Below are 24,700 nucleotides of genomic sequence, written 5' to 3' on the forward strand. Positions count from 1 at the left end.
GGTGGACACGGGGAGGCAGGGAGGATGCGGGTGCGACTCGAACAGGGGATCGTCGCCAAGGTCACCCGGAGCGGGCAGCTTGAGCTGACCTGCGAACAGGACGGACTGCGGTACCGGTTCGGGGCGACCGCCGCGGCGATGTGGATCGCGTTGCAGCAGCAGGGTGGCTCACCGGAGCGCGCGGCCGGGGTCCTCGCCCGACAGTGGGCGGCCGACCCGGTGGTCACCCGACGGGATTTCGACGTCTGGCTGGAGGATCTGCTCCGTGCCGGTCTGGTGCGGGTGGAGTGACGCCGACGACCGGTGACCCCTACCGGCCCCCTGCCGGCGGGGTGGTCGTCGGACCGGGGCGGACCGGACCCCTGTTCCGGGCGGGGTCAGTCGTCGGTGGGGTCGTTGATCGCGCCGACGATCAGTTGCAGCGCCCCGGCCAGTTCCTTGCCGGACGGGGCGGCCTCGGGGTCGAGCAGCCGCTGCACCGTCAGACCGATCATCAGGGCCAGCAGGAAGGAGCCGAGGGCCCTGCGGGTCGCGTCGCTGACGTTCTCGCCACCGTTGCGGATGACGAAGGCGGCCAGCGCCGGGCGGGCCCGGGCGTAGCTGTCGGCCAGTTGCTCCCGCAGCACCGGCAGGTGTTCGGCCAGCGCGAACGCCTCGATCCCCGCGACCCAGAGCGGCCGGTGCGTGCCGAAGGACTCCACCAGGCCGGACCACATCGACTCCAGCCGGTCCAGCAGGTCGGGCTGGGTGCCGTCGCGGAGCACCCGGTCGATCTCGACCCCCCACTCCTCGAACGCCTGCACCAGGGCGGCGGTCAGCAACGCCTCTTTGGAGCCGAAGTGGTAGCCGATCGATGCCAGGTTGGTGTCTGACGCGGCAACGATGTCCCGGGCGGTGGTGCGCGTGTAGCCGCGCTCGTACAGGCAGACTCTGGCCCCTGCCAGCAGGCGTTCCCGATGACCCACGGGCGTCACCCTACTCGGAACCACCCCCTAATTCACCCATCGGATGTATACGTCTGTATAAATTCGATGGTAGCTTTCGGCCATGGCTACAGCGCAGGCAAAGGCCGGTCGTCGCGAGTGGACCGGCCTCGCGGTCCTCGTCCTGGTGACCCTGATCATCAGCATGGACATGACCGTGCTGTCGTACGCCCTGCCGTTCATCACGGCGGACCTGGAACCGACCGGCAGTCAGCTCCTCTGGATCACCGACGTCTACGCCTTCGTGCTGGCCGGCCTGCTGATCCCGATGGGCACGCTGGGGGACCGGATCGGCCGCCGCCGGCTGCTGATGATCGGTGCGGCGGTGTTCGGGGTGGCCTCCGCGGCCACGGCCCTGTCCACCAGCCCCGGCATGCTGATCGGCACCCGGGCGGTGATGGGCGCCGCCGGGGCGACCCTGATGCCGTCGACCATGTCGTTGATCCGCAACATGTTCCACGACGAGAACGAGCGCCGGGCCGCGATCGGGCTCTGGGCGGCGGGGTTCTCCGCCGGCGGCGTCATCGGCCTGGTGGCCGGGGGCGCGCTGTTGCAGTACTTCTCCTGGGGCACGGTCTTCGAGATCAACGTGCCGATCATGCTGCTCCTGCTGGTGCTCGCCCCGTTGCTGCTGCCGGAGTTCCGTAACCCGGCGGCCGGGCGGCTCGACCTGCTCAGCACGGTGCTGGCCTTCCTCGCCGTACTGCCGATGATCTGGGGCATCAAGCAGTTCGCCGAGGACGGCGTCGACTGGCCCCAGGTGTCCGGGGTGGTCGGTGGGCTGGTCCTGCTCACCGTCTTCGTGCTGCGCCAGCGGCGGGTCGCCGATCCGGTGATCGACGTCCGGCTGTTCCGCGCCCCGGCGTTCAGCGCGGCGGTGGTGATGAACGTGCTCGCCAACTTCGCGCTGGTCGGTTTCATGTTCTTCATCAGCCAGTACCTCCAGCTGGTGCTCGGGCTGCGGCCGTTCAGCGCCGGCCTCTGGTCGCTGCCGGCGGCGGGCGCGGCGGGTGTCGGCGCGGCGGTGCTGGCCCCGATGCTGGCGCAGCGTTTCCGGCGGGCCTACGTCGCCGCCGGCGGCCTGCTGGTCGGGGCCGCCGGCTGCCTGGTGCTCGCCCAGGTCGGCGACGAGGTGGGCTTGACCCAGGTGGTGGTCGGCCAGGCCCTGATGACGGGCGGCATCGCGATGGTGCTGACCCTGAGCGCCGAGTTGATCGTCTCCACCGCGCCGCCGGAGCGGGCCGGTGCCGCCGCCGGGCTCTCCGAGACAGGCAGCCAGTTCGGTGCCGCGCTCGGCGTGGCGATCCTCGGCAGCATCGGGACGTTCGTCTACCGGCGGCAGCTCTCCGGGGCGGCCCCCGACGGCGTGCCGTCGGACTCCTGGGCCACCGCCCGGGAGACGCTGGGGGGCGCGGTCGAGGAGAGCCGGACGCTGTCCACCACCGCGGCGGAGACGCTGGTGGCGGTGGCCCGTGCGGCGTTCGCCGACGAGTTGCGGGTCGCCGCGGTCGTCTCGGCCGGCATCCTGGTGGTGACGGCGGTCCTGGCGGCCGTGCTGCTGCGCGACGTGGGCGCGTCGGTCCCCGGACAGCAGCCGGTCCCCGGGTCGGGCGACGCCGTGCCCCCTGCCGGCCCGACCCCGACCCCCGCGGCGGCCGGTGCCAGCGCGGCCCGCCCCGCTGCGGGACCGGCCGGGGCCCCGCCGGCAACCACTGCCGTCCCGGCCGATCCGGCTGCTGCGCCGGCCGACGCCACGGCGTCGGAGGACACGGCCACCGGGGGCACCGGCCGTGCCGACGCCACGGTGTCGGGGGACACGGCCACCGGGGGCACCGGCCGCGCCGAGGCCGGGCCGGGCACCGAGATCAGGATCGGACCGGAGTCGGCGGCGCCGGCCGGTGCCCGGCCGGCGCATCCGGTGTCCTGACGGCTGCTTCCCGGTCGGCCGCTGGCGTTCCGGTCCGGCGGGAGGGGCGGTCCGGGCCGCCGTGGGCCTAGGGGGCCGGGGTGCCGCCTAGGGGTTGTCCCGGTCCCCCGGTGTTCCTACGCTCGCTTCGTCGATGGCGGCGGCGTCCCGACGGGACGCCGCCACCCGGCACGGAAGTGACGATGACGCGGGTGACGCAGCGGCGCGGACGAGGCCGTCGATCCCGGGTCCGGGGCGGTCACGGTACGCCCGGACGGCCCGCGTCACCGGCGGGCGGGCCACCCCGACGACCCGCTACCGGCGGGGCCGGCCCGGGAGCCCCCGCCGTAGGCGTCCCGCTGCGGGCGGGCCCGCAGCGCCGATCCCCAGAGGAACAGTGATGACGGCAACGCTAGAGAACGACCTGTGGGTGCGACGGTTCCATCCGGCGCCGTCGAGCGCGCTCCGGCTGGTGGCGCTACCGCACGCCGGTGGTTCGGCCAGCTACCTGTTCCCGGTCTCCCGGGCACTCTCGCCCGGGGTCGAGGTGCTGGCGATCCAGTACCCGGGCCGGCAGGACCGCCGCCACGAGCCGGTGCTGGACACCGTCGCCGGCCTGGTCGACGGGGTGTTCGCCGCGCTGCGACCGTGGCTGGACCGGCCGGTGGCGATCTTCGGGCACAGCATGGGCGCGGTGCTCGGCTACGAGCTGGGGTTGCGGTTGCAGCGGGAGACCGGCCGGCCGCCGGTACGGCTGTTCGCGTCCGGTCGCCGGGCGCCGTCGCGGACCCGGGACGAGCGGTACGTGCACACCCGCGACGACGCCGGGGTGCTCCGGGAACTGGCCCGGCTCAGCGGGTCGGATCCTCGGGTGCTGGGTGACCCGGAGCTGCTGCCGATGATCCTGCCCGCGCTGCGCGGGGACTACAAGGCGGTGGAGACCTACCGGGCCGAGGAGGGAGCGCGGTTGGACGCGCCGATCACCGTGCTCACCGGCGACAGTGACCCGATGACCACCGTGGACGAGGCAGGCGACTGGCGGCTGCACACCACCGGCGAGTGCGACGTGCGGGTGTTCCGGGGTGGGCACTTCTTCCTGAACGAGCATGCCGCCGAGGTGATCCGGCTGATCGGCGACGAGTTGGGGCGACCGCTGCCCGAGGCCCCGGCGGGCTGAGCCGGACGACGGCGGAGCGGGACACCGGTCACCGGTGTCCCGCTCCGCCGTACTCGTGTTTTGACCATCGTGGGGATTTGTGGTGGTCGAGGTCTAGCGGAACAGGGAGAACCCTGTCCATGATCTGAGTTCTCACACAAAGATCATCAATGGGCAGGGTTCTCGATGAGGAGCGTAGCGGCTACCGGTGCCGGTGACAGCGAGCTGGGCCGGATCTTGTTGGATGCGTGGCGGCGGGAGTTGTACGAGGGTGTCCTCGTGTCGCGGTCGAGGACGTTGTTCTCGCTGGTCGATGAGCTGGCCGCGGACCAGGGACGGTGTGGCTGCCCGGCGCATCTGTCGCTGGGCACGGTCACCGGGCACGCCGCGGCGTACCGGGCGTTACGCGACGGCGAGATCGATACCGGCCGGGCGTTGCGGGCGGCGTGCCGGATCGCCGCTCGGTCCGGTCTGCCCCGGGTGTATGCCGTCGATACCACCGCGTGGCCCCGGCCGAACGCAGCCACCAGCCCGGACCGGCAACCGCAGTACACCCCAGGCGGCCCGCGTGGTGCGGCGCTGATCAAGACCGGGTGGCGGTATCAGCACGTCGTCCGGTTGACGCTGACCCCGGACTCGTGGGTCGTGCCGGTCCTGGCCGACCGCATCACCTCCGACGACGACCTGGTCGAGGTCACCGTCGGCCACATCGCACAGATCTGCGCAGCCGACGGCGCCCGCCCGGGCGACCCGTCGCTGTTCCTCCTCGATTCCGGCTATCCCGCGGCCCGGATCACCCACCTGATCCGCGAACGCAGGATTCCCGCGGACGTCCTGGTCCGCCTGGCGACCTCGCAGACCATGTGGACCAGACCCGAACACCGGGCCGCCCACCCACTCGGAGGCCGGCCCCGCCGACACGGATTCCGGCTGACCCTGCGCGAACCCGACCTGACCCCGGACGCCGGTGTCAGCGGACCACTCGACATCTACGGCACCGTCACCGTCCGGGCCTGGCACCAGGTCCACCCCAAACTCACCCGCGCCAGCCGCGGATTCACCGGCCAGACCACCCTCCCGATCGTGGAAGGCACCGTGCTCCTCGCCCGGGTCCAGCACCTACGCCCCAGCCGCCGCGCCGGCGACCTCGCACTCTGGTACTCCGGCACCCGCCGCGACCTGCTCACCCTTGTCATGACCTACCTGACCCGCTTCGACATCGAGCACTACTTCCGCCACCTGAAGACCACCGCCCACGCCCCGGACTTCCACCCCCGCCAACCCGACACCCTGACCACCTGGCTCCGCCTACACGCCTACGCCTACCTCCACCTGTTCTGCACCCGCACCCACCTCACCCACCACCGGCTGCCCTGGGAACCCACCACCACCACAACCCCCACCCCCGGCCAGACCCGCCGACAGGTTTCGCCCGCTCTCCGCAACGCCTGGCAACCACCAGGCCACCCGAAACCCGGACACCCCGGACCCGGACGCCCCGCCGGAAAACGCCGCAAACGCCGAACCCGCTACCCCGTCATCCGCCGCAACGCCATCCACAAGGGCAAATAACACCCCACCCCCACACCACCACGAACACCCACACCACACCACCACGAACACCCACACCACACCGCCAGACCACCCTGCCCACACAACGGTCAAAACACGAGGACGGCGGAGCGGGACACCGGTCACCGGTGTCCCGCTCCGCCGTACCGTCATTCGGCGATCTTCGTCCGCATGGTCCAGTGGTAGACCACCACCCGCGAGGCGTCGTCGTGGTCGCCGCGGCGTTCGAAGTGTTCGTACCCGCCGAGGTAGGGCACCTTGATGCGGCCGGTGCCGGCCAGCGCGCTGCGGGCCCGGTCGACCGCCGGCAGACCGACCGGGCCGCCCTCGAGCACCGCGTCGACGTGGCCGTCGCCGAACCGCCGCGCGCTGCTCACCGGTGCGAGATCATCCACGCTTTCCTCCTCGGCTGGGGGGCGGACACGCTTCCGGAAAACCGTGTTGTGCGTCACTGCCCTCGGATGTTCCAGCCTGGTGGCCGACGGGGCCGGCGTATACCCGGAGCGACCCCTAACTGGCCGGTCGGCAACGAGATTTCCGGGGCCGGTCAGCGTGCGGCCACTTTCCGGACCTGGCACGTCGCATTTGCGATCCCGAGCGCCGATGTCAGGGGTCCGACAGGATTGCAGGTGCCTTTGAATTGTGCCTGTAATAGTGCCGTCGCGTCCCCGAAACTCAATTTTTCCTCAAGAGTAATTTGCCTGTTTTGTCGTCTCTGTTCGGTTGGGTGGCGGTGTGTGAATGCCGTTGGTATGGGTGACGATCAGGGGTGACTTGGCCCAAAATTTCCGGTGTGGGACTGCCTGCGGGCTCCTTTTCCAGGTCAGTGCGCTGCGATGAAGTGAATCTTGTGGTCGTTCGCGCAGGTGGGAGGGGTGGGACGTTTTCTGGATCGGGTTGCCGTTACTGATTGGTAATTTGATGGCCGGCACCGAGAACCGACAAAACGACGCCCGGCTACGTAATATCGGTGACGAAGTATCGCCACCCCACTACCGTCTTGTACGGGTGTCTATGTATGCTGTGACCGCCGTCGAGGCGCGGCCAAAGGCGTCATTCAATTGACCATCTTCATTGAAAGACCCGGTTTGCGGGCTGACGTGGTCAGCGGCCGGGTTGGGCCTCGACGGACCGGGTGGCATCGAGCCGATCGGTTTCGTCGGGCGCCTGTCCCGTCAGGCGACAGCGCCCCGTTCGATGCGTCGTCGTTGACCTGGGGGGAGACGGGTGGAATTCGTGGAGAGAAGCCGCGAGCTTGACATCTTGCGGGGCCTTTACTCCGGAAGCGCCACAGGCCGGGGGCGGGTCGCACTGGTCAGCGGCCCCGGTGCCACGGGTAAGACCGAGTTGCTGCGGACCTTCGCCGAGCACGTCGAGGCGGCCGGTGGGCTGGTGCTGAGTGCCGCCTGCTCACGGGCGGAGCGGCTGCTGCCCGCCGCGGTGATGGGACAGCTGTTCCACAGTGTGCCGCTGCCGGCCGAGACCCTGCGGCGTGTCGGCGCGTTCGTCGAGCCCACGACGACCACGGTGGAGGGGGCCGCCGACATCGGCGCGGTCCGCGGGATGTGCGCCGAGCTGCTCGACATCGCCCGGGACCGGCCGCTCGTCCTGCTCGTCGACGACGTCGAGTTCGCCGACGAGACCACCCTGCAGACCCTGCTCTACCTGCAACGCCGGCTCACCGCGGCACAGATCCTGGTGGTGCTCACCGAGTCGCCCCAGCCACAGCCGTTCAACCCGGAGTTCCGCGCCGAACTCACCCGGCACGCCTGCTTCTGCAACATCCAGCTGTCCCCCCTGTCCGAGGAGGGGGTCGCCGAGCTGCTGGCCGGGTGGACCGACCGGGACACCGCCCGGGCGCTCGCCCCGGCGTACCACCGGATCAGCGGCGGCAACCCGCTGCTGCTGCACGCGCTCGGCCAGGACCGGCGCGTCGCCGGCGCGGTGGACGGCACCGAGCCGGTCGTCGGTGACCAGTTCGGTCAGGCGGTCCTGGCCTGCCTGCGACGGTGGGATCCGGCGATCCTGGAGATGGCCCACGGGCTGGCCCTGCTCGGCGACCTCGCCAGCCCGGTGCTGCTGGGTCGGCTGCTGGCCAGCAAGCCGGCCCGGGTCCAGTGGGTGCTCGACGCGCTGACCACCTCCGGTCTGCTGAGCGGGGGCCGGTTCCGCCACCCGGCGGCGCGTACCGCGGTGCTGCACGACCTGGCCCCGGACGCCCTGGCCGAGATGCATGCCCGCGCGGCGGAGCTGCTGCACGCCGAGGGCGCACCGGCCTCGGCCATCGGTGGTCACCTGCTCGCGGCGGGTGGCCTCGCCGAGCCCTGGGCCATCGCCGTGCTCCAGGAGTCGGCGACGCACGCCCTCGCCGAGGACCGGGTCGACGACGCGATGGAGTCGCTGAAGCTGGCCCACGAGATGTGCGACGACGCCCCTCGTCGGGCGGCACTGACCGCGATGCTGGCCGACTGCCAGTGGCGGGTCAACCCGGCGGCGGTGAGCCAGCACCTCCGGTCCCAGCGTGACGCGTTGCGGGCCGGGCACCTCTCCGAGCGGCACGCCGTGGCGCTGCTGCGCTACCAGCTCTGGCACGGCCACCGCCAGGACGCCCAGGAGACGCTGCGGCACCTGCGCGACGAGCGGCAGCGGCTGGACGCCGCCACCACCGCCGAGCTGGCCGGGTGCGCCGAATGGCTGCGGCTGCACTTCCCGGTCGCCTTCGCCGAACTCGACGCCGCCCCGGGCTTCCCGTCCACCGCCACCCCGGTCCGGTCAGACGGCTCCCTCGGGCCGGCCACCCCGTCGCTGACCGCCGTGCTCGCCGACGGGGTCACCGACGAGGTGATCGCCCGTGCCGAGCAGGTGCTCGGCAGCCACCTGCTGGTCGACGTCGGGCTGGAGTCGGCGTTGTGCGCGTTGCAGACGCTGGTCTACGCCGACCGGATGGACCGGGCGGTGCACTGGTGTGACGTCCTCGGTGCCGAGGCCGGGTCGCGCGGTGCCACCACCTGGCACGCCATCCTCTCCGATGTCCGGTCGCACATCGCGCTCCGGCAGGGCGACCTGCCGCTCAGCGAGCGGTTCGCCCGCGAGGCGCTGGACGCGCTGTCACCGCACAACTGGGGTGTCGCGATCGGCTCGCCGCTGTCCAACCTGCTGCTTGCCAAGATCGGCATGGACAAGCTGGACGAGGCCGAGGCACAGCTCAAGCACGTCATCCCGGATGCGATCCGGGACACCTGGTTCTGGCCGTTGTACCTGCGCGCCCGGGGGCACCTGCACCTCGCCGGCGGACGGGTGCACGCCGCCCTGGCGGACTTCGAGACCTGCGGGCAGCTGGCCACCCGGTGGGGGCTGGACCTGCCCACCCTGCTGCCCTGGCGGGGCGACCTGGCCCAGGTCTACCTGCGCTCGGGCCGCCCCGACCGGGCCCGGGGCATGGTGACCGAGCAACTCTCCCGGCCCGGTGCCGCGAACGCCCGGACCAAGGGCATCTCGCTGCGGTTGCTCGGGTCGGCCCTCGACGTCAAGCAACGGGTGGAGACCCTGCGCCAGGCGGCCAACCTGCTCCAGGAGGCCGGTGACCGTTTCCAGCTCTTCCTCGCCCTCGCCGCGCTCAGCAGCGCGCACTACGGGCGTGGGGAGTTCAACACCTCGCGGGTGGTGGCCCGCAGCGCGACGCAGCTGGCCAAGGACATCCAGGCGCAGGCGCTGTGCCGCCGGCTGCTGCCCGGGAACGACCCGGTCGGCGGCGACGAGGCGGACGCCGCGCCGGAGCACGAGGAGCTGTCCCGGCTCAGCGACGCCGAGCAGCGGGTCGCCACGCTGGCCGCGCTCGGTCACACCAACCGGGAGATCGGCAAGAAGCTGTACATCACGGTGAGCACCGTCGAGCAGCATCTCACCCGGGTCTACCGGAAGCTCAACGTCCGGCGGCGCACCGAGCTGTCACTCGGGCTCCCGATGGACGCCACCGGCTCTGGACTGCTGGCGGTGGCCCCGAGCGGGACCGAGCGCTCCTGGCCGCAGTGGGAGTCCACGGCGGTCCAGGCGAGCTGAGCCGCCGGGGCGGGAACCCGACCCCGAGACGTGGGTCTAGGCCTACCTGTCCGGGTCATTAGCTCCATAGAGCGCCGCCCGCCCGATCCATACGGTGAACACATACCCACCGCCAGCTGGCGACGTTCTTCTGCGGGGAGCATGAGGTGAACAGGAACAAGGACAATCGGACGCCGATGAGCGGGTCCGTCGACGCGGTCCGTCTGGGGGACGTCCGTAAGACGTACGGGCGTGGTGAGAACCGGGTCGACGCGCTGCGCGGTGTCACGATGAGCTTTCCGCGGGGCAGCTTCACCGCGGTGATGGGGCCGTCCGGCTCCGGTAAGAGCACCTTCCTGCACTGCGCGGCGGGGCTCGACGTGCCCTCGTCCGGCTCGGTAGTGCTGGACGGCAAGGAACTCAGCGGCATGAACGAGAACCAGCTCACCATCCTGCGCCGCGAGCGGGTGGGCTTCATCTTCCAGGCGTTCAACCTGATGTCGGCGCTCAACGTCGAGCAGAACGTCGGCCTGCCCTACCGGCTCTCCGGCCGCCGGCCCGACCGCCACTCTGTGCTGGAGGTGCTGGGCCGGGTGGGGCTGGCCGAGCGGCGCAAGCACCTGCCGAGCGAGCTCTCCGGCGGTCAGCAGCAGCGGGTCGCGATCGCCCGGGCACTCATCATGCGGCCCGCGGTCATCTTCGCCGACGAGCCGACCGGCGCGCTGGACACCCAGACCACCGTCGAGGTGCTGCAACTGCTCCGCGAGACGGTCTCCAGCGGCGGTCAGACGATCATCATGGTGACCCACGACCCGGTGGCCGCCGCCGCCGCGCACCGGGTGCTGTTCCTCGCCGACGGCCAGTTCATCGGTGAGCTGGAGGCCCCGACCGCCGACGTGGTTGCCGAGCGGATGACCCACCTGACCGCCTGGCAGCAGAACCGGGCGCCGCAGGCCACCGGCAGGGGTGGCTTCTGATGACGTACCTCGCGTGGCGCACCCTGCGCTACCGCAAGCTCGCGTTCATCGCGACGTTCGTCGCGGTGTTCTTCGGCGTGGCGCTGATCGTCGCCTGTGGCGGACTGATGGAGACGGGCATCCGGCTGGCCGTCCCGCCGCAGCGCCTGGCGGCGGCCGACATCGTGGTCAGCGGCAAGCAGACCTACGGGGTGCCCAAGAAGGACCCGCAGGACACCAAGGACATCAAGTCGGTGCCGCTGGCCGAGCGGTACTGGATCGACCCGGGTCTGGTGGGCAGGATCCAGGAGGTGCCCGGGGTCGAACGGGCGGTGGCGGAGGCGTCCTTCGCCGCCACGGTCGTCCGCGACGGCGCACCGGTGATCGTCGGCACCCAGTCACTGGGTCACGGCTGGGACTCGGCCCAGCTCGGGCCGTACCGGCTCGACGGGCAGCCGCCCACCCGGGCCGGTCAGGTCGTGCTGGACCGGGGCGTGGCCCGGCAGGCCCGCGTCAGGGTCGGTGACCGGGTCGACGTGGTGGCCGGCGGCGTCACCTCCTCCTTCCAGGTGAGCGGGATAGCCACGCCGCCCGGTGAGGCGGACCAGACGGCGCTGTTCTTCTCCGCCGACGACGAGCGGCGGCTCAACCCGCACACCGGTAGTGCCGACGCGATCGGCGTGGTGGCCAGGCCGGGCACCGACGTCGACGCCCTGCGCGGCCGGATCGAGCGCGCCCTCGCCGACCGCAAGCTGGTCGTGCTGACCGGCGACGACCGGGGGACGGCCGAGTTCCCCGAGGCGGTCGGCGGGCAGTCCCAGCTCATCCCGCTCTCCGGTGTCTTCGCCGGCATGACGGTCTTCGTGGCGATCTTCGTGGTCGCCAGCACCCTCGGCCTGTCGGTGCAGCAGCGGCAGAAGGAGATCGCGCTGCTGCGCTCCATCGGCGCGACGCCCCGGCAGATCCGCAAGATGGTGCGCCGCGAGGCCCTGGTGGTCGCGGTCGGTGCGGCGATCCTCGGGGTCGTACCCGGCGTGGTGCTGGGGCCGCTGCTGTTCCACATCGTCTCGGAGGCCGGGGTCATCTCGCCGGTGGTCGAGTTCCACCAGGGTTTCCTGCCGTACCTGATCGGTCCGGTCGTCGGGATCTTCGCCGCGCTGATGGCGGCCAACGTCGCCGGTCGGCGTCCGGCCAGGACCCGGCCCACGGCCGGCATCGCCGAGGCCGCCCTCCAGCGCAAGTGGGTGAGCTGGCCCCGGGTGGTGTTCGCCATCCTCTTCTTCGGGGGCGGGTTCGCCCTGCTGCTGGTGACGGCGATCGCGATGCGGGGGGCGGTGGCCTCGGCGACGGCCGGTCCGGCGGTGATGTGCTGGGCGATCGCCATCGCGTTGATCAGCCCGGGGCTGACCCGGCTGCTGGCCGCCATCCTCAGCGTGCCGGCGCGGGCGTTCTTCGGGCTCGCCGGCTACCTGGGCACGATCAACGTGCGGGTCCGCGCGGTCCGGGTGGCCTCCGCGGTCACCCCGATCATGCTGGCGGTGGGCCTGGCCCTGGCCAACTTCTACCTGCAGACCACCCAGAACGAGGCCGCCGAGCGCTACTACTCCGACAACCTGCGCGCCGACGTGGTGCTCAGCTCGACCACCGGCGGATTCCCCGCCGGCACGGTCGAGACGCTCCGCTCCGCGCCGGGGGTGCAGGCGGTGTCCGCGTACGTCACCAGCGCCGGCTGGATCAACAAGCCGTACGACGGGTCGCACGTCGAGTCGCCGTGGCCCCTGCAGGGGGTGAACGGGGCCAGCGCCGCGGACATCACCGGGGTGCGGACGACCGCCGGCAACCTGACCGACCTCACCGGCGCCACGGTGGCGCTGCCCGAGGTCGCCGGGAAGAACCTCGGCGTCGGGGTCGGCGACCAGATCACCCTGCGGCTCGGCGACCGCTCGGCGGTGGACCTGCGGGTGGTCGCGCTCTACCCGGCGAAGGAGGGGTTCGAGACGATCATGCTCCCGGCCGAGCTGCTGGCCGCCCACAGCACCACCGGGCTGGCCCGGCAGATCCTGGTCACCGCGAGGCCCGGCACCGACCGGGACGCCCTCGCGGCCAGTGTCCGGCAGAAGCTCGCCGGCCAGCCGGGCACCCTGATCGAGGACCGTGACGCGATCACCACGTTCGCCGAGCGGACCAAGACCCTGGCCTGGGTCAACTACCTGCTCGTCGCGCTGGTCGCCGGTTACACCATGATCTCGGTGGCGAACACCCTGATCGTGGCGACCGCCGGTCGCCGCCGGGAACTGGGCATGCAGCGGCTCATCGGGGCGACCCGGCAACAGGCCCTGCAGATGCTCGGGGTCGAGGCCGGCATGATCACCATCATCGGGGTCATCCTCGGCACCATCGCCTCCGTCGTCACCCTGCTGCCGTTCAGCGCCGTGGTGCTGGGTCGGCCCGTCCCCTCCGGGTCGATCTTCATCTACATCGCCGTGGTGGCCGGGGCGGCGGGGCTCACCTTCGCCGCCACCCTGCTGCCGGGACGGCGGGCGATGCTCTCCCGGCCGGCGGAGGCGGCGGTCGCCGTCGACTGACGCGGGGAGCACCAACGCGGCAGCGCGCCCGGTCGACCGACCGGGCGCGCTGCGCGTGGTCGGCGGGGTGGGCGCGCTGCGCGTGGTCGGCGGGGTGGGCGTCAGGAGACGTCGGCGCGGGTGCCGTTGAGGTACGCCAGCACGGCCAGCACCCGACGGTTGCTGTCGTCCGCCGGGGTGAGGTCGAGCTTGGTGAAGATGCTGGTCGTGTACTTGGCGACCGCACCCTGGCTGACGATGAGGCGCTGCGCGATGGCCGTATTCGAACATCCTTCGGCCATCAGCTTCAGCACCTCCCGCTCGCGGGGGGTGAGCGTGGACAGTGGTTCCCGGCGGGACCTGCCGGCCAGGAGCTGGGAGATCACCTGCGGGTCCATCGCGGTGCCTCCGTCGGCGACCCGTCGGATGGCGTCCACGAACTGGTCGGTGTTGAGCACCCGGTCCTTCAGCAGGTAACCGATGCCGCCACTGGCGTCGGCGAGCAGCTCCTTGGCGTACAGCTGCTCGACGTGCTGGGAGAGCACCAGGATGGGCAGGCCGGGAACCCGGCGACGGGCCTCCAGTGCGGCCTGCAGGCCCTCGTCGGTGAACGTCGGCGGTAGCCGCACGTCGACCACCGCGACCTCCGGGCGGAGGGTAACCAGGGCATCGAGCAGAGCCGGACCGTTGTCGACCGCCGCGACGATCTCGAAGTCGTAGGATTCGAGGAGCTGGACCATTCCCTGTCTCAGAAGGAAGAGGTCCTCGGCGAGAACAACGCGCACGGCAGCTCCAGGATCGCGACGGTCGGCCCACCTTCGGGACTACTGAGGACGAGCGTCCCGTCGAACGTAGCACAGCGTCGTTCGATGCCCCGGAGACCGGTGCCGAGCGAGGCGTCCGCGCCGCCCTGACCGTTGTCGATCACCACCGCCCGCAGCAGCCCGTCCGTGTGCCGCAGATCGATGCTGGCCCGGTCGGCGTTGGCATGCTTGACGACGTTGTTCAGCAGTTCGGAGAGGGCGAAGTAGACGGCGGACTCGGTCGGGGCGGCCATCCGGCCGGGCACGTCCGTGGTGACCTCGACCTCGATCGGGCTCTCCAACGCGATGGCCCGGATGGCGTCCTCCAGGCCCCGCTCGGCGAGCACCGGTGGATGGATGCCCCGGATCAGGCAGCGCAGTTCCTCCAGCGCGGTGGCGGTGGCGTTGCGCGCGTCGACCAGCAGGGTCTCCGCTGCGTCCGGATTGGTGCGCAACTGCCGGCTGGCCGCACCGAGCTTCATGCCGATCGCCACCAGCCGCGCCTGCGCGCCGTCGTGCAGGTCCCGCTCGATCCGGCGCAGCTCGGTGGCCTGGATGTTGATCACATCCGAGCGGGTCTCGGAGAGGTGCCGCATCCGGGAGGCGATCACCGACCGCTCACTCGGCCCGAGCAGGGACCTGGCGAAATACGCGTGCCCGGCGATCACGTGCGGGGCGGTGGCCGCCCAGATCCCGAACACCGCCAGGCTGACCAGCGCCCCGAGCGCCGCGTGCGGCCAGGAGTCCAGCGCGGTGAAGCCGTACCAGAAGTTCACCCCGGACTCGCGCATCAGCATCCAGAACCCGGTGGAGAGCAGCAGCCCCTCCACCGAGTAGACCAGCAGGGTGAGCGGCAGCAGCCCCAGCGCGAATCCGACCAGCGTGTTGAGCAGCAGGAACAGCAGGTCGCGCCAGGTCGCCGGGTCGGTGAGGATGGCCCGGCAGCGCTGTACCCAGCCGAACATCCCTGGTTCGAGCGGCGGTAGCGGCAGGTAGGGGGCGGCGATCGGCACCCCGCTGCGGGCGGCCACGTTGCGGCACAGCCCGGTCAGCCGGCGGACCAGCGGGGTGACCAGCGGCAGCAGCAGCACCCCGACACCGAGCAGGATGAACGCCGTGGCGAGGGCGGTGGTGATGAAGAGGGCCAGGCTGAGCGCGGCGGTGGCGACGAGCACCACGCCCCGCCCGGTGGCGGACAGGGCACGGGTCAGTGACCGCCCGGTGAGTCCGATGGCGACGGCGACGTCCATGTTCTCCGGCTCTCCCGGTCACGGTAGATCGATGGTGGTGCCCGCACTCAGCGGCGTGTCGTGGACGACGAGCTGACGGAACCCGGTGCCGACCGGCGTGTCGTAGACCAGGGATCCGCTGACCGTCGCGCCGGGCTTGATGTTCTTCGTCAACCGCTGGGTGTCCGGATAGTAGAGCAGGGAGCGGGCGTCCGGTGTGTGACCGTGGCCGTCCGTGTCGACCAGACGTTGGCTGAGCGGCCAGACGATCGCGCCCTTGTCGCCCCGGTTGACCACGTCCACATCGACCATGCAGAACACCCCGTCCGCCTGCTGGGTCAGCGGCCAGAAGCCGATCTCGCGCTGCCCACAGTGCACCCCACGGACGGTGAACTCCAGCGACCCGTCCCGCCCGGTCGCCCGGGCGGGGGTGGGGCTGGGCGTGGGGCTGGGCGTGGGGCTCGGGACGGCCGGCGGGGACGCACGCGGGCCGGCCTCCGGGGCGCTGCGGTCCCCGCCCTGGCGCAGCACGACGACGCCCAGGACCACGGCGGCCACCACCGCCACCACGCCGGTCAGCACCGCCGGCCAGGACGGCGGCGGTCGACGCGGCGGCCCGGAGACGGGCCGGGTCACCGGCCGACCGGCCAGGGGATGCCGCCGGGTCACCGGCTGGCCGGCGACGGGATGCCGCCGGGTGTCGTCGAGCGGCCCACTGGTCGCCACCGGCTCCATCGCCGACCGGATGCTCGCCGTGTCGGCGCTGCCCACCAGGATCAGCATCGCCTCCCGGGCGGTCGGGCGCTGCCGGGGGTCGGCGCGCAGCGCCCGCGCGACCACCGCCGCCAGGCCGGCGGGCAGCCCGCTCAGCTCGGGGTCGCCGAACGGGTGGACCCGGGGGTCGACCGGCAGCCGGCCGGTGGCGGCCCAGCCGACGAGGACACCCCAGGCGTAGACGTCGGCGGGCTGGGCCGGCGGGGAGCCGGCGAGACGTTCCGGGGCCAGCCAGCCCGGGGTGCCGTACGACGGACCGGTGGTCGGGTCGAGGGCTTCGATCAGGCTGGCCAGCCCGAAGTCGATGACCTTCGGCCCGAACGGGGACAGCAGCACGTTGCCGGGGGTCAGGTCGCCGTGGGCCAGCCCGGCGGCATGGATGGCGGTGAGCCCGGCGGCCACGCCGACCGCCAACGCCTCGGCCTGGGGACCGGAGAGCGAGCCGTGCCGGGCCACGTGTTCGTGCAGGGACGACCCGGTGACGTACTCGGTGACGAGGTAGGGGACCGGCCCCTGCGGGTCGGCGTCGAGCACCCGGGCGGTGCAGAAGTCGGCCACCCGGCCGGCGGCGGCGACCTCCCGGGCGAACCGCCGCCGGAACTCCGGCCGGGGCCGCAACTCGTCGTGGACGACCTTGAGCGCCACCCGGTCCCCGTCCGGCGCCTCGGCCAGGAAGACCACCCCCATGCCGCCCGCGCCGAGCAGGCGGCGCAACCGGTAGGGCCCGACCCGTTCCGGATCCCCCGGCCGCAGCGGCGACCCCGGCTCGGCCACTGCGCCGCTGGTCAGCTCGCCCATGTAGACGAGTGTCCCATGTCGGATCGAGGCCTGCGCCCCCTCAGCCGTCCCCGGTGGACACACCCCGTGCGGCGTCGCGCCACGCAGTCGGGTCGGGTCCGGCTAGGGGGTCGCTAAGGGTTGGCACGGCTGGGGGTGGAACTACCGTGCTGAGGGTTGGCACCGCCGGAGGCGGAACCTAACGTGTGGTCGCACGCGCTCACCGGCGCGTGCCGCGGCCGGCGGCCCGCCGGCTGACGACGGGGTCGCCGACCCCGGCGGTACGGGCGTCCGGACGCCGGGCACCGACGGCGCGACGACCGACGGGGCTGCCGCCGGCCGGGCACCGGTCCCGTCGCGTCGAGGTGCCGTGCCGTCGTGGTGCGCGCCGCGCAGGAGAGAGGGACGTGATCGCCCATGACCACAACGGCATGGTACGACGACGGGCAGTCGGCCGGCGACGCCGTGCCCACCACCAAGCAGATCCGTCAGTTGGACCGGGTGGTGATCCGTTTTGCGGGTGACTCGGGTGATGGGATGCAGTTGACGGGGGACAGGTTCACCTCGGAGACGGCGCAGTTGGGTAATGATATTTCGACGTTGCCGAATTTCCCGGCGGAGATCCGGGCGCCGGCGGGGACGTTGCCGGGGGTGTCGAGTTTCCAGGTTCATTTCGCGGATTACGATATTTTGACCCCGGGTGACGCGCCGAACGTGTTGGTCGCGATGAACCCGGCGGCGTTGAAGGCGAACCTGGCTGATCTGCGTCGGGGTGCGGACATCATCGTGAACACCGATGAGTTCACGAAGCGGAACCTGGTCAAGGTCGGGTACACGGTCAGTCCGCTGGAGGATGACTCGTTGGCCGGGTTCGTGGTGCATCCGGTGGCGTTGACGTCGATGACGGTGGGTGCCCTGGCGGCGTTGAACGTGGCGAAGAAGGACGCCGAGCGGGCGAAGAACATGTTCGCGTTGGGGTTGTTGTCGTGGATGTACTCCCGCCCGTACGACTCGACGTTACGGTTCCTGGAGAAGAAGTTCGCCCGGCGTCCGGACCTCGTCGCGGCGAACGTCGCGGCGTTTCGGGCGGGCTGGAACTACGGGGAGACCACCGACTCGTTCGCGGTGCGCTACGAGGTGAAACCCGCGCCGATGCCACCGGGCACCTACCGCAACATCACCGGTAACGCCGCCCTGTCGTTGGGTCTGGTCGCCGCCGGGGTGCGGTCGGGCCTGCCGGTGTTCCTCGGCGCGTACCCGATCACCCCGGCGTCGGACATCCTGCACGAGTTGTCGAAACACAAGAGCCTCGGTGTGGTCACCATGCAGGCCGAAGACGAGATCGCCGCGGCCGGCGCCGCCCTGGGCGCCTCCTACGGCGGCGCGCTCGGGGTCACCACGACCAGCGGCCCGGGTGTGGCGTTGAAATCCGAGACGATCTCCCTGGCCGTCGCTCTGGAGTTGCCCCTGGTCATCGTGGACGTGCAACGCGCCGGCCCGTCGACAGGGCTGCCCACGAAAACCGAACAGGCGGACCTGAACATCGCCCTGCACGGCCGTCACGGGGAGGCCCCGCTCGCGGTCATCGCCGCGAAGTCCCCGTCGGACTGTTTCCACGCCGCCCTCGAAGCCGCCCGTATCGCGGTGACCTACCGCACCCCGGTGATCCTGCTGTCGGACAACTACGTCGCCAACGGCTCCGAACCGTGGCTGCTCCCCGACGTCGCCGACCTGCCCGACCTCCGGGTCGACTTCGCCGCCGCCCCCAACCACGACGACGGCGTCACGTTCCTGCCCTACCTGCGTGACCCCGACACCCTGGCCCGCCCCTGGGCCGTGCCCGGCACCCCCGGCCTGCAACACCGCATCGGCGGCCTGGAGAAAGCCGACAAGACCGGCGACATCTCCTACGACCCCGCCAACCACGACTTCATGGTCCGCACCCGCGCCGCCCGCATCGACGCCATCGACGTCCCCGACATCACCGTCGACGACCCCGACGGCACCGCCCGTGTCCTCGTCCTCGGCTGGGGCTCCACCTACGGCCCCATCGGCGCCGCCTGCCGCGGACTACGCCACCGCGGCCTGCCCATCGCCCAAGCCCACCTGCGCCACCTCAACCCCCTACCCGCCAACCTCGGTGACGTCCTACACGCCTACGACCGGGTCGTCATCCCGGAGATGAACCTCGGCCAACTCGCCCAGGTCATCCGCGCCCGCTACCTGATCGACGCGATCGCCTACAACCAGGTCCGCGGCCTACCCTTCACCGCCGCCGAACTGGAGACGATCCTGGAAGAGGTCTGCAAAAATGCCTGAACCCACCCCGATCAAACTCACCGGCAAAGACTTCAAATCCGACCAGGAAGTCCGCTGGTGCCCCGGCTGCGGCGACTACGCCATCCTCGCCGCCATCCAACAATTCATGCCCGAACTCAACATCCCCCGCGAAAACACCGTCTTCATCTCCGGCATCGGCTGCTCATCCCGCTTCCCCTACTACATGAACACCTACGGGATGCACTCCATCCACGGCCGCGCCCCCGCCATCGCCACCGGCCTCGCCGTCACCCGCCCCGACCTGTCCATCTGGGTCGTCACCGGCGACGGCGACGCCCTGTCCATCGGCGGCAACCACCTCATCCACGCCCTCCGCCGCAACATCAACCTCAAAATCCTGCTCTTCAACAACCGCATCTACGGCCTCACCAAAGGCCAATACTCCCCCACCAGCGAAACCGGCAAAATCACCAAATCCACCCCCACCGGCAGCGCCGACGCCCCCTTCAACCCCCTCTCCCTCGCCCTCGGCGCCGAAGCCACCTTCGTCGCCCGCACCATCGACTCCGACCGCAAACACCTCCAAACCGTCCTCCGCGCCGCCGCCCAACACCACGGCTCCGCCTTCGTCGAGATCTACCAAAACTGCAACATCTTCAACGACGGCGCCTTCGACCCCCTCAAAAACCCCGACACCCGCGACCACCACCTCATCCCCCTCGAACACGGCCAACCCATCACCTTCGGCCCCAACCACCAACACTGCGTCACCCACCCACCCCACACCTTCAGCCTCGAAATCCACGACACCGCCACCACCCCACCCCACAACATCGTCACCCACGACACCACCATCACCGACCCCTCCTACGCCTTCGCCCTCTCCCGACTCCCCACCCCCAACCACCACAACACCCCCATCGGCATCTTCCGCCACATCACCCGCCCCACCTACGACAACCTCGTCCAACAACAAACCACCACCGCCAAAAACACCACCACCCACACCCCCGAACAACAACTCACCAACCTCCTCCACACCGGCGACACCTGGACCATCCGACCGCTGGCCGAGGCATGATCGAGCAACTCGTGCCGTCCGGCGCCGTCGCCGTCGAGGCGTTCGACGACACCGACACCGAACCGCTGCACCCCGAGGAGGCGGCCCTGGTGGCCCGCGCCGTCGAGAAGCGGCGACGGGAGTTCACCACCGCCCGCACCTGTGCCCACCGGGCACTGCGCGCCCTCGGCCAGCCGCCCGCCCCGGTGCTCACCGGGGACCGTGGCGCACCCGTCTGGCCGGCCGGCGTGGTCGGCAGCCTCACCCACTGCGACGGTTACCGGGCTGCCGTGGTCGCCCGCCGGGACGACGTCGAGACCATCGGCATCGACGCCGAACCCGACGCCCCGCTGCCCGACGGGGTGCTCGACGCCGTCGCCCTGCCCGACGAGCGGGCCATGGTGCGCCGGCTGACCGCCGACGCCCCCGGCCCGCACTGGGACCGACTGCTGTTCAGCGCCAAGGAGGCGCTCTACAAGGCGTGGTTTCCGGTGACCGGGGTCTTCCTCGGCTTCGACGAGGCCCGGATCACCCTCCACCCGGCAGACCGCACCTTCACCGCCCGCGTCCTCGTCCCCGGTCGCGGTCGGGACTTCGAAGGCTGCTACCTGCACGACGCCGGCCTGGCCCTGGCCGTCGTCGCCGTACCGAACTGAGCCACCCCAGGACCGGCAACCGACCTGGCTGAACGAGGGGACCACACATGAACGCCGGCATCTACGCGGTCAGCGACCTGCACGTGGCGTACCCGGAGAACCGGAAGATCGTGGAGAGCCTGCGGCCCGCCGCGGCCGGCGACTGGCTGATCGTCGCCGGTGACGTCGCCGAACTCTTCGCCGACGTCACCTGGGCGCTGAAACTGCTCAGCGAACGGTTCGCCAGGGTCATCTGGGCGCCGGGCAACCACGAGCTGTGGACCCACTCGCAGGATCCCGTCCGGCTGCGCGGCGAGGCCCGCTACCAGGCCATCGTGCGGCAGTGCCGGGAGCTGGGCGTGAGCACCCCCGAGGACGACTATCCGGTCTGGACCGGGGCCGGTGGCCCGCTGCTGGTGGCGCCGCTGTTCGTCGGCTACGACTACTCGTTCCGCGAGCCGGGGGTGACCAGCAAGGAGCAGTCCCTGGCCCGCGCCCACGCCGCCGGGGTGGTCTGCGCCGACGAGGTGTTCCTGCACCCCGACCCGTACCCGAGCCGGGACGCCTGGTGCCGGGCGCGGGTGGCCCGCACCGAGGCCCGACTCGCCGACTGCGACCCGGCGGTGCCGAAGGTCCTGGTCAACCACTACCCGCTGGTCCGGATGCCCACCGACATCCTGCGCTATCCCGAGTTCGCCCAGTGGTGCGGGACCGAACTCACCGCCGACTGGCACCGCCGCTTCCACGCCCGCACGGTGATCTACGGCCACCTGCACATCCCCCGGGTCACCTGGCACGACGGGGTCCGGTTCGAGGAGGTCTCCGTCGGCTACCCCCGGGAGTGGCGGCACCGGGCTCGCCACGACTCGTGGCTGCGTCCGGTGCTGCCCGCGCCCGCCCAGGTCTGACCCGTCACCCCTCGACCAGGCGCTTCTTCTGCACCTTGCCCAGTGCGTTGCGGGGCAGCGCGTCGACCAACCGGACCGCCCGGGGTCGCTTGTGCACCGACAGCTGCCGGGCGACGAAGTCCACCAGCTCCGTACCGGTCACCCCGTCGGCGACCACGAACGCGGTGACCTGCTGCCCCAGGTCCGGGTGCGGCAGGCCCACCACGGCCGCCTCGCGCACCGCCGGGTGGGCCAGCAGCGCCTCCTCCACCTCACCGGCCCCGATCCGGTAGCCACCGCTCTTGATCAGGTCGGTGCTCGCCCGACCGACGATCCGGTGCCACCCGTCCGGGCCGATGGTGGCGACGTCACCGGTCCGGAACCAGCCGTCGGCGCTGCGGCTCGCCGCGTCGGCGTCCGGCCGGTTCAGGTAGCCGTCGAAGAGGGTCGGCCCGGTGACCAGCAGCTCACCCATGGCGGCCCCGTCGGCCGGCAGGTCCCGGCCCTGCTCGTCGACGATCCGGGTGCGGACCCCGGGCAGGGCCAGCCCCACGGCACCCGGCCGGCGCGGGCCGTCCGCGCGGGCGCTCACCGTGATCAGGGTCTCCGTCATGCCGTACCGCTCGACCATCCGGTGCCCGGTCAGCGCGGCCAGGCCGTCGAAGACCGCGGTGGGCAGGGCGGCGCTGCCCGACACCAGCAGCCGGGCCGACCGCAGCGCCCGCGCGGCTGCCGGCGTCGCGCCGATCCGCGACCAGATCGTCGGTACGCCGAAGTACAGCGTCCCACCGGCCGCCGCGTACCGTTCCGGCTGCGGCCGGCCCACGTGGTGCAGGCGGCTGCCGACCCGCAGCGCACCGAGCACACCGAGCACCAGCCCGTGTACGTGGAACAGCGGCAGCCCGTGGACCAGCAGATCGTCCGGTGTCCACTGCCAGGCTTCGGCCAGGCCGTCCAGGCAGGTGGCGATCGCTCCCCGGGAGAGCAGCGCCCCCTTCGGGGCGCCGGTGGTCCCGCTGGTGTAGAGGATCAGGGCGGTCCGCTCCGGTCCGGGCTCCGGATACCCGGTCGCCGAGGTCCGCCGCAGGTCGACCGGTACGACCGGCAGCCCGGGTCCGTCCGCCGCCGGGCCACCGCCCGGGACTGCGCCCGCCGGCACGAGCAGCGCCCGCGCCGCCGAGTCGCGCAGGATGTGCTCCCGCTCGCGGGGGCCCGCGTCCGGCGGCACCGGCACCACCGCCGTACCGGCCAGCAGCGCGCCCACCACGCCGACGACGGTCTCCATCGTGGGGGTGGTCTCGATCGCGACCCGGTCCATGCCGTGCAGGTCGTCGGCGACCGCGGCGGCCCACTCCCGCAGCCGGGGCAGGGAGGCCGACCGGTCGCCGATCCGGATCAGATCGGGACGGTCGTCCATCGACGACGACATCGCGGCCAGCAGTGACACGTCCACGCCTCCCGGTCCCTCGGCCGTCCCGCGGGCACGCGGTCCGGTGCCGCCGACGCTAGTGCGGTGGACCGGTCCGCCACCATCCCCGGGGTGGGTCAAGGGTCGGCAGTGCCCGGGGCGGACACCTCCCGGCCTCCCGTCGACCGGGTGGTGGACGGGGCAGGGCGGCACCCCGGTCACCCCCGCGTGGTTTGCCGGGGTCCGTCAGCGGTATCCGGGTACGGTACGCCCCGTGCCGAGGAGGAACCGGTGAACGTCGACGACCTGCTGACCGCAGCCTACGGCCAACTGCCCGATCTGGTCCGCGCCGCGGTGGACGGGCTCAGCCCCGACGAGCTGTGCCGGGCACCCGGTGAGGGTGCCAACCCGGTCGGCTGGCTGGTCTGGCACCTCACCCGGATCCAGGACCAGCAGGTCGCCGAGCTGTCCGGAGCCGACCAGGTCTGGGTCTCCGGCGACTGGGCGGCCCGGTTCGGCCTGCCCGCCGACCCCGCCGACACCGGTTTCGGCCACACCCCGGAGCAGGTCGCCGCGGTTCGCCCCGAGAACGCGGAGGCGCTGGTCGGTTACCACGGGGCGGTGGCGGAGCGTACCGCCGCCTTCCTGGCCGGACTGCGACCGGCGGACCTGGACCGGGTGGTCGACGAGCACTGGGATCCGCCGGTGACGCTCGGGGTCCGGCTGGTCAGCGTGGTCTCCGACGATCTCCAACACGTCGGCCAGGCCGCCTACCTGCGGGGCCTGCTCCGGCCCTGACCGGCCCGGGCGGCCCGGAACGCCGACATCACCGCAGGCTCCCCACGCAGCTCGGCCGGGGTCGCCGCGGCGCGCAGCGCCGCCAGGAGCGCCCCGAGGGCGTCCTCCGGCCCGGCGGCCGGCCCGCTGAGCAGCCGTTCGGCGGTTTCCGGGTCCAGAGGGTGTCGGGTCATCTCGTGTTTCTCAGCGCCACCCCCGGGCGGGACGTCACGTCGGCCCGGCTGCCGGTGGCCCCGGTCACACCGGAGCCGGGATGACGACGGTGAAGACCACCCGGCGACCGCTCCCCGGCGGCCGGCCGGGGATCAGCCCATGGTCTTGGCCCCGTCGATCGACTCGCGGATGATGTCGGCGTGCCCGGCGTGCTGGGCGGTCTCCGCGATCACGTGCAGCAGCGTGCGGCGCACCGACCAGCTCGCGCCCGGCTCGAACCAGGGGGCCACCGGCAACGGGTGGCTCGCGTCCAGGTCGAGGGTGGCGATCAGCTCGTCGGTGCGGGCCGCCGTCCCGGCGTACCGGGCGAGCAGGTCGGTCAGGGTCTCGTCGGCGGACATCCGGAACATGCCGACCCAGTCGACCGGCTCGCTCTCCATCGCCTCGGCCCCGCCGACCATGAACCGCGCCCACCGGTGCTCCACCGAGGTCACGTGCTTGATCAGGCCACCCAGGCACAGCTCGCTGGCGGTGCTGCGGGTCGCCGCCTGCTCGTCGGTCAGCCCCTGCACGGTCTGCCGCAGGAAACCGCGGTGCTTGCCGATGGTCTGCAACAGGTCGGCCCGTTCGCCGGTGAGCACCCGGTCGGTAGTGGTCATCGCGGTAACCCTCCATCGTCGATGTCGTCGGGGACCACGCTAGGCCCACCCTCCGACACTCC

The 24,700-nt window shown here is 71.8% G+C and carries 19 protein-coding genes and 1 pseudogene; 12 read left to right on the plus strand and 8 right to left on the minus strand.

Going from position 1 to position 24,700, the window contains the following annotated elements; translation table 11 throughout:
- Window positions 1–24 precede the first annotated feature (24 nt).
- Entirely contained in the window at window positions 25–291 is a 267-nt protein-coding gene (locus tag O7612_RS10350; protein WP_282272580.1) for a PqqD family peptide modification chaperone, read from the plus strand.
- Window positions 292–377: 86 nt separating this feature from the next.
- Here the strand turns inward: O7612_RS10350 and O7612_RS10355 are convergent, their stop codons facing one another.
- Window positions 378–965 (minus strand): TetR/AcrR family transcriptional regulator, encoded by a 588-nt coding sequence (locus O7612_RS10355; RefSeq protein ID WP_282272582.1) that lies wholly within the window; start codon window positions 963–965, stop codon window positions 378–380.
- 82 nt (window positions 966–1,047) lie between these two features.
- Between O7612_RS10355 and O7612_RS10360 the strand changes: the two are divergent.
- The 3 genes and pseudogenes from O7612_RS10360 to O7612_RS10370 form a co-directional block, all read left to right on the plus strand.
- Window positions 1,048–2,598, plus strand: a pseudogene (locus O7612_RS10360) (MFS transporter); the annotation flags it as partial.
- 691 nt (window positions 2,599–3,289) lie between these two features.
- Window positions 3,290–4,066 (plus strand): alpha/beta fold hydrolase, encoded by a 777-nt coding sequence (locus O7612_RS10365; protein WP_282272586.1) that lies wholly within the window; start codon window positions 3,290–3,292, stop codon window positions 4,064–4,066.
- 165 nt (window positions 4,067–4,231) lie between these two features.
- A complete protein-coding gene (locus O7612_RS10370; protein WP_282272588.1) occupies window positions 4,232–5,617 on the plus strand; it encodes a transposase in 1,386 nt (461 codons plus the stop codon).
- Between the two features lie 149 nt (window positions 5,618–5,766).
- Here O7612_RS10370 and O7612_RS10375 read toward each other — a convergent pair whose 3' ends face one another.
- A complete protein-coding gene (locus tag O7612_RS10375) occupies window positions 5,767–6,012 on the minus strand; it encodes a DUF5988 family protein (protein WP_282272590.1) in 246 nt (81 codons plus the stop codon).
- Window positions 6,013–6,844: 832 nt separating this feature from the next.
- On the opposite strand from O7612_RS10375, the gene O7612_RS10380 reads away from it, so the two are divergent.
- The 3 genes from O7612_RS10380 to O7612_RS10390 all read left to right on the plus strand — a co-directional run bounded on the left by O7612_RS10380 (window position 6,845) and on the right by O7612_RS10390 (window position 13,196).
- Window positions 6,845–9,676 (plus strand): AAA family ATPase, encoded by a 2,832-nt coding sequence (locus tag O7612_RS10380; protein ID WP_348774278.1) that lies wholly within the window; start codon window positions 6,845–6,847, stop codon window positions 9,674–9,676.
- A gap of 146 nt (window positions 9,677–9,822) precedes the next feature.
- Window positions 9,823–10,632, plus strand: coding sequence for an ABC transporter ATP-binding protein (locus O7612_RS10385; protein WP_282272598.1), 810 nt, complete (start codon window positions 9,823–9,825; stop codon window positions 10,630–10,632).
- On the plus strand, window positions 10,632–13,196 hold the full coding sequence (locus O7612_RS10390) for an ABC transporter permease (protein WP_282272600.1): 2,565 nt from the start codon (window positions 10,632–10,634) through the stop codon (window positions 13,194–13,196). The genes O7612_RS10385 and O7612_RS10390 overlap by 1 nt, the downstream gene beginning before the upstream one ends.
- 101 nt (window positions 13,197–13,297) lie before the next feature.
- Here O7612_RS10390 and O7612_RS10395 read toward each other — a convergent pair whose 3' ends face one another.
- Genes O7612_RS10395 through O7612_RS10405 form a run of 3 tightly spaced genes read right to left on the minus strand, consistent with a single transcriptional unit; the run spans window position 13,298 to window position 16,779 of the window.
- Window positions 13,298–13,960: a response regulator transcription factor gene (locus O7612_RS10395; protein WP_282272602.1), complete on the minus strand. Its 663-nt coding sequence runs from the start codon at window positions 13,958–13,960 to the stop codon at window positions 13,298–13,300.
- Window positions 13,924–15,228, minus strand: a complete 1,305-nt coding sequence (locus O7612_RS10400; RefSeq protein ID WP_282272604.1) for a sensor domain-containing protein — start codon at window positions 15,226–15,228, stop codon at window positions 13,924–13,926. The genes O7612_RS10395 and O7612_RS10400 overlap by 37 nt, the downstream gene beginning before the upstream one ends.
- Before the next feature lie 18 nt (window positions 15,229–15,246).
- Window positions 15,247–16,779: a serine/threonine-protein kinase gene (locus tag O7612_RS10405; protein WP_282272606.1), complete on the minus strand. Its 1,533-nt coding sequence runs from the start codon at window positions 16,777–16,779 to the stop codon at window positions 15,247–15,249.
- Between the two features lie 396 nt (window positions 16,780–17,175).
- On the opposite strand from O7612_RS10405, the gene O7612_RS10410 reads away from it, so the two are divergent.
- From O7612_RS10410 to O7612_RS10425, 4 genes are read left to right on the plus strand one after another with little or no spacing between them, the layout of a single operon-like run.
- Window positions 17,176–19,077, plus strand: a complete 1,902-nt coding sequence (locus tag O7612_RS10410; protein WP_282272608.1) for a 2-oxoacid:acceptor oxidoreductase subunit alpha — start codon at window positions 17,176–17,178, stop codon at window positions 19,075–19,077.
- The gene (locus O7612_RS10415; protein WP_282272610.1) at window positions 19,070–20,119 is read left to right on the plus strand and encodes a 2-oxoacid:ferredoxin oxidoreductase subunit beta; all 1,050 of its coding nucleotides are present in this window, start codon (window positions 19,070–19,072) and stop codon (window positions 20,117–20,119) included. Before O7612_RS10410 ends, O7612_RS10415 begins: the two co-directional genes overlap by 8 nt.
- On the plus strand, window positions 20,116–20,754 hold the full coding sequence (locus O7612_RS10420) for a 4'-phosphopantetheinyl transferase superfamily protein (RefSeq protein ID WP_282272612.1): 639 nt from the start codon (window positions 20,116–20,118) through the stop codon (window positions 20,752–20,754). The genes O7612_RS10415 and O7612_RS10420 overlap by 4 nt, the downstream gene beginning before the upstream one ends.
- A gap of 47 nt (window positions 20,755–20,801) precedes the next feature.
- On the plus strand, window positions 20,802–21,641 hold the full coding sequence (locus O7612_RS10425) for a metallophosphoesterase (protein WP_282272613.1): 840 nt from the start codon (window positions 20,802–20,804) through the stop codon (window positions 21,639–21,641).
- 4 nt (window positions 21,642–21,645) lie between these two features.
- Here the strand turns inward: O7612_RS10425 and O7612_RS10430 are convergent, their stop codons facing one another.
- Entirely contained in the window at window positions 21,646–23,067 is a 1,422-nt protein-coding gene (locus O7612_RS10430; protein WP_282273870.1) for an acyl-CoA synthetase, read from the minus strand.
- A gap of 252 nt (window positions 23,068–23,319) precedes the next feature.
- Between O7612_RS10430 and O7612_RS10435 the strand changes: the two genes are divergently transcribed.
- Entirely contained in the window at window positions 23,320–23,826 is a 507-nt protein-coding gene (locus O7612_RS10435) for a DinB family protein (RefSeq protein WP_282272615.1), read from the plus strand.
- Here the strand turns inward: O7612_RS10435 and O7612_RS10440 are convergent.
- Complete coding sequence (locus O7612_RS10440; RefSeq protein WP_282272616.1) at window positions 23,799–23,999, minus strand: hypothetical protein; 201 nt, start codon at window positions 23,997–23,999, stop codon at window positions 23,799–23,801. The two genes, O7612_RS10435 and O7612_RS10440, sit on opposite strands and share 28 nt — an antisense overlap.
- A 132-nt stretch (window positions 24,000–24,131) precedes the next feature.
- A complete protein-coding gene (locus O7612_RS10445) occupies window positions 24,132–24,638 on the minus strand; it encodes a DinB family protein (protein WP_282272618.1) in 507 nt (168 codons plus the stop codon).
- Window positions 24,639–24,700: the final 62 nt, after the last annotated feature.

The organism is Micromonospora sp. WMMD987 (genome assembly GCF_029581435.1).
Taxonomy (GTDB): Bacteria; Actinomycetota; Actinomycetes; order Mycobacteriales; family Micromonosporaceae; genus Micromonospora; species Micromonospora rifamycinica.

Bases quoted from the DNA above. Each gene is read 5' to 3' on its own strand.
- O7612_RS10405 (WP_282272606.1), bottom strand. From the start codon at position 16,779: ATGGGCGAGCTGACCAGCGGCGCAGTGGCCGAGCCGGGGTCGCCGCTG.
- O7612_RS10410 (WP_282272608.1), top strand. From the start codon at position 17,176: ATGACCACAACGGCATGGTACGACGACGGGCAGTCGGCCGGCGACGCC.
- O7612_RS10445 (WP_282272618.1), bottom strand. From the start codon at position 24,638: ATGACCACTACCGACCGGGTGCTCACCGGCGAACGGGCCGACCTGTTG.
- O7612_RS10440 (WP_282272616.1), bottom strand. From the start codon at position 23,999: ATGACCCGACACCCTCTGGACCCGGAAACCGCCGAACGGCTGCTCAGC.
- O7612_RS10365 (WP_282272586.1), top strand. From the start codon at position 3,290: ATGACGGCAACGCTAGAGAACGACCTGTGGGTGCGACGGTTCCATCCG.
- O7612_RS10415 (WP_282272610.1), top strand. From the start codon at position 19,070: ATGCCTGAACCCACCCCGATCAAACTCACCGGCAAAGACTTCAAATCC.
- O7612_RS10350 (WP_282272580.1), top strand. From the start codon at position 25: ATGCGGGTGCGACTCGAACAGGGGATCGTCGCCAAGGTCACCCGGAGC.
- O7612_RS10400 (WP_282272604.1), bottom strand. From the start codon at position 15,228: ATGGACGTCGCCGTCGCCATCGGACTCACCGGGCGGTCACTGACCCGT.
- O7612_RS10425 (WP_282272613.1), top strand. From the start codon at position 20,802: ATGAACGCCGGCATCTACGCGGTCAGCGACCTGCACGTGGCGTACCCG.
- O7612_RS10390 (WP_282272600.1), top strand. From the start codon at position 10,632: ATGACGTACCTCGCGTGGCGCACCCTGCGCTACCGCAAGCTCGCGTTC.
- O7612_RS10420 (WP_282272612.1), top strand. From the start codon at position 20,116: ATGATCGAGCAACTCGTGCCGTCCGGCGCCGTCGCCGTCGAGGCGTTC.
- O7612_RS10370 (WP_282272588.1), top strand. From the start codon at position 4,232: ATGAGGAGCGTAGCGGCTACCGGTGCCGGTGACAGCGAGCTGGGCCGG.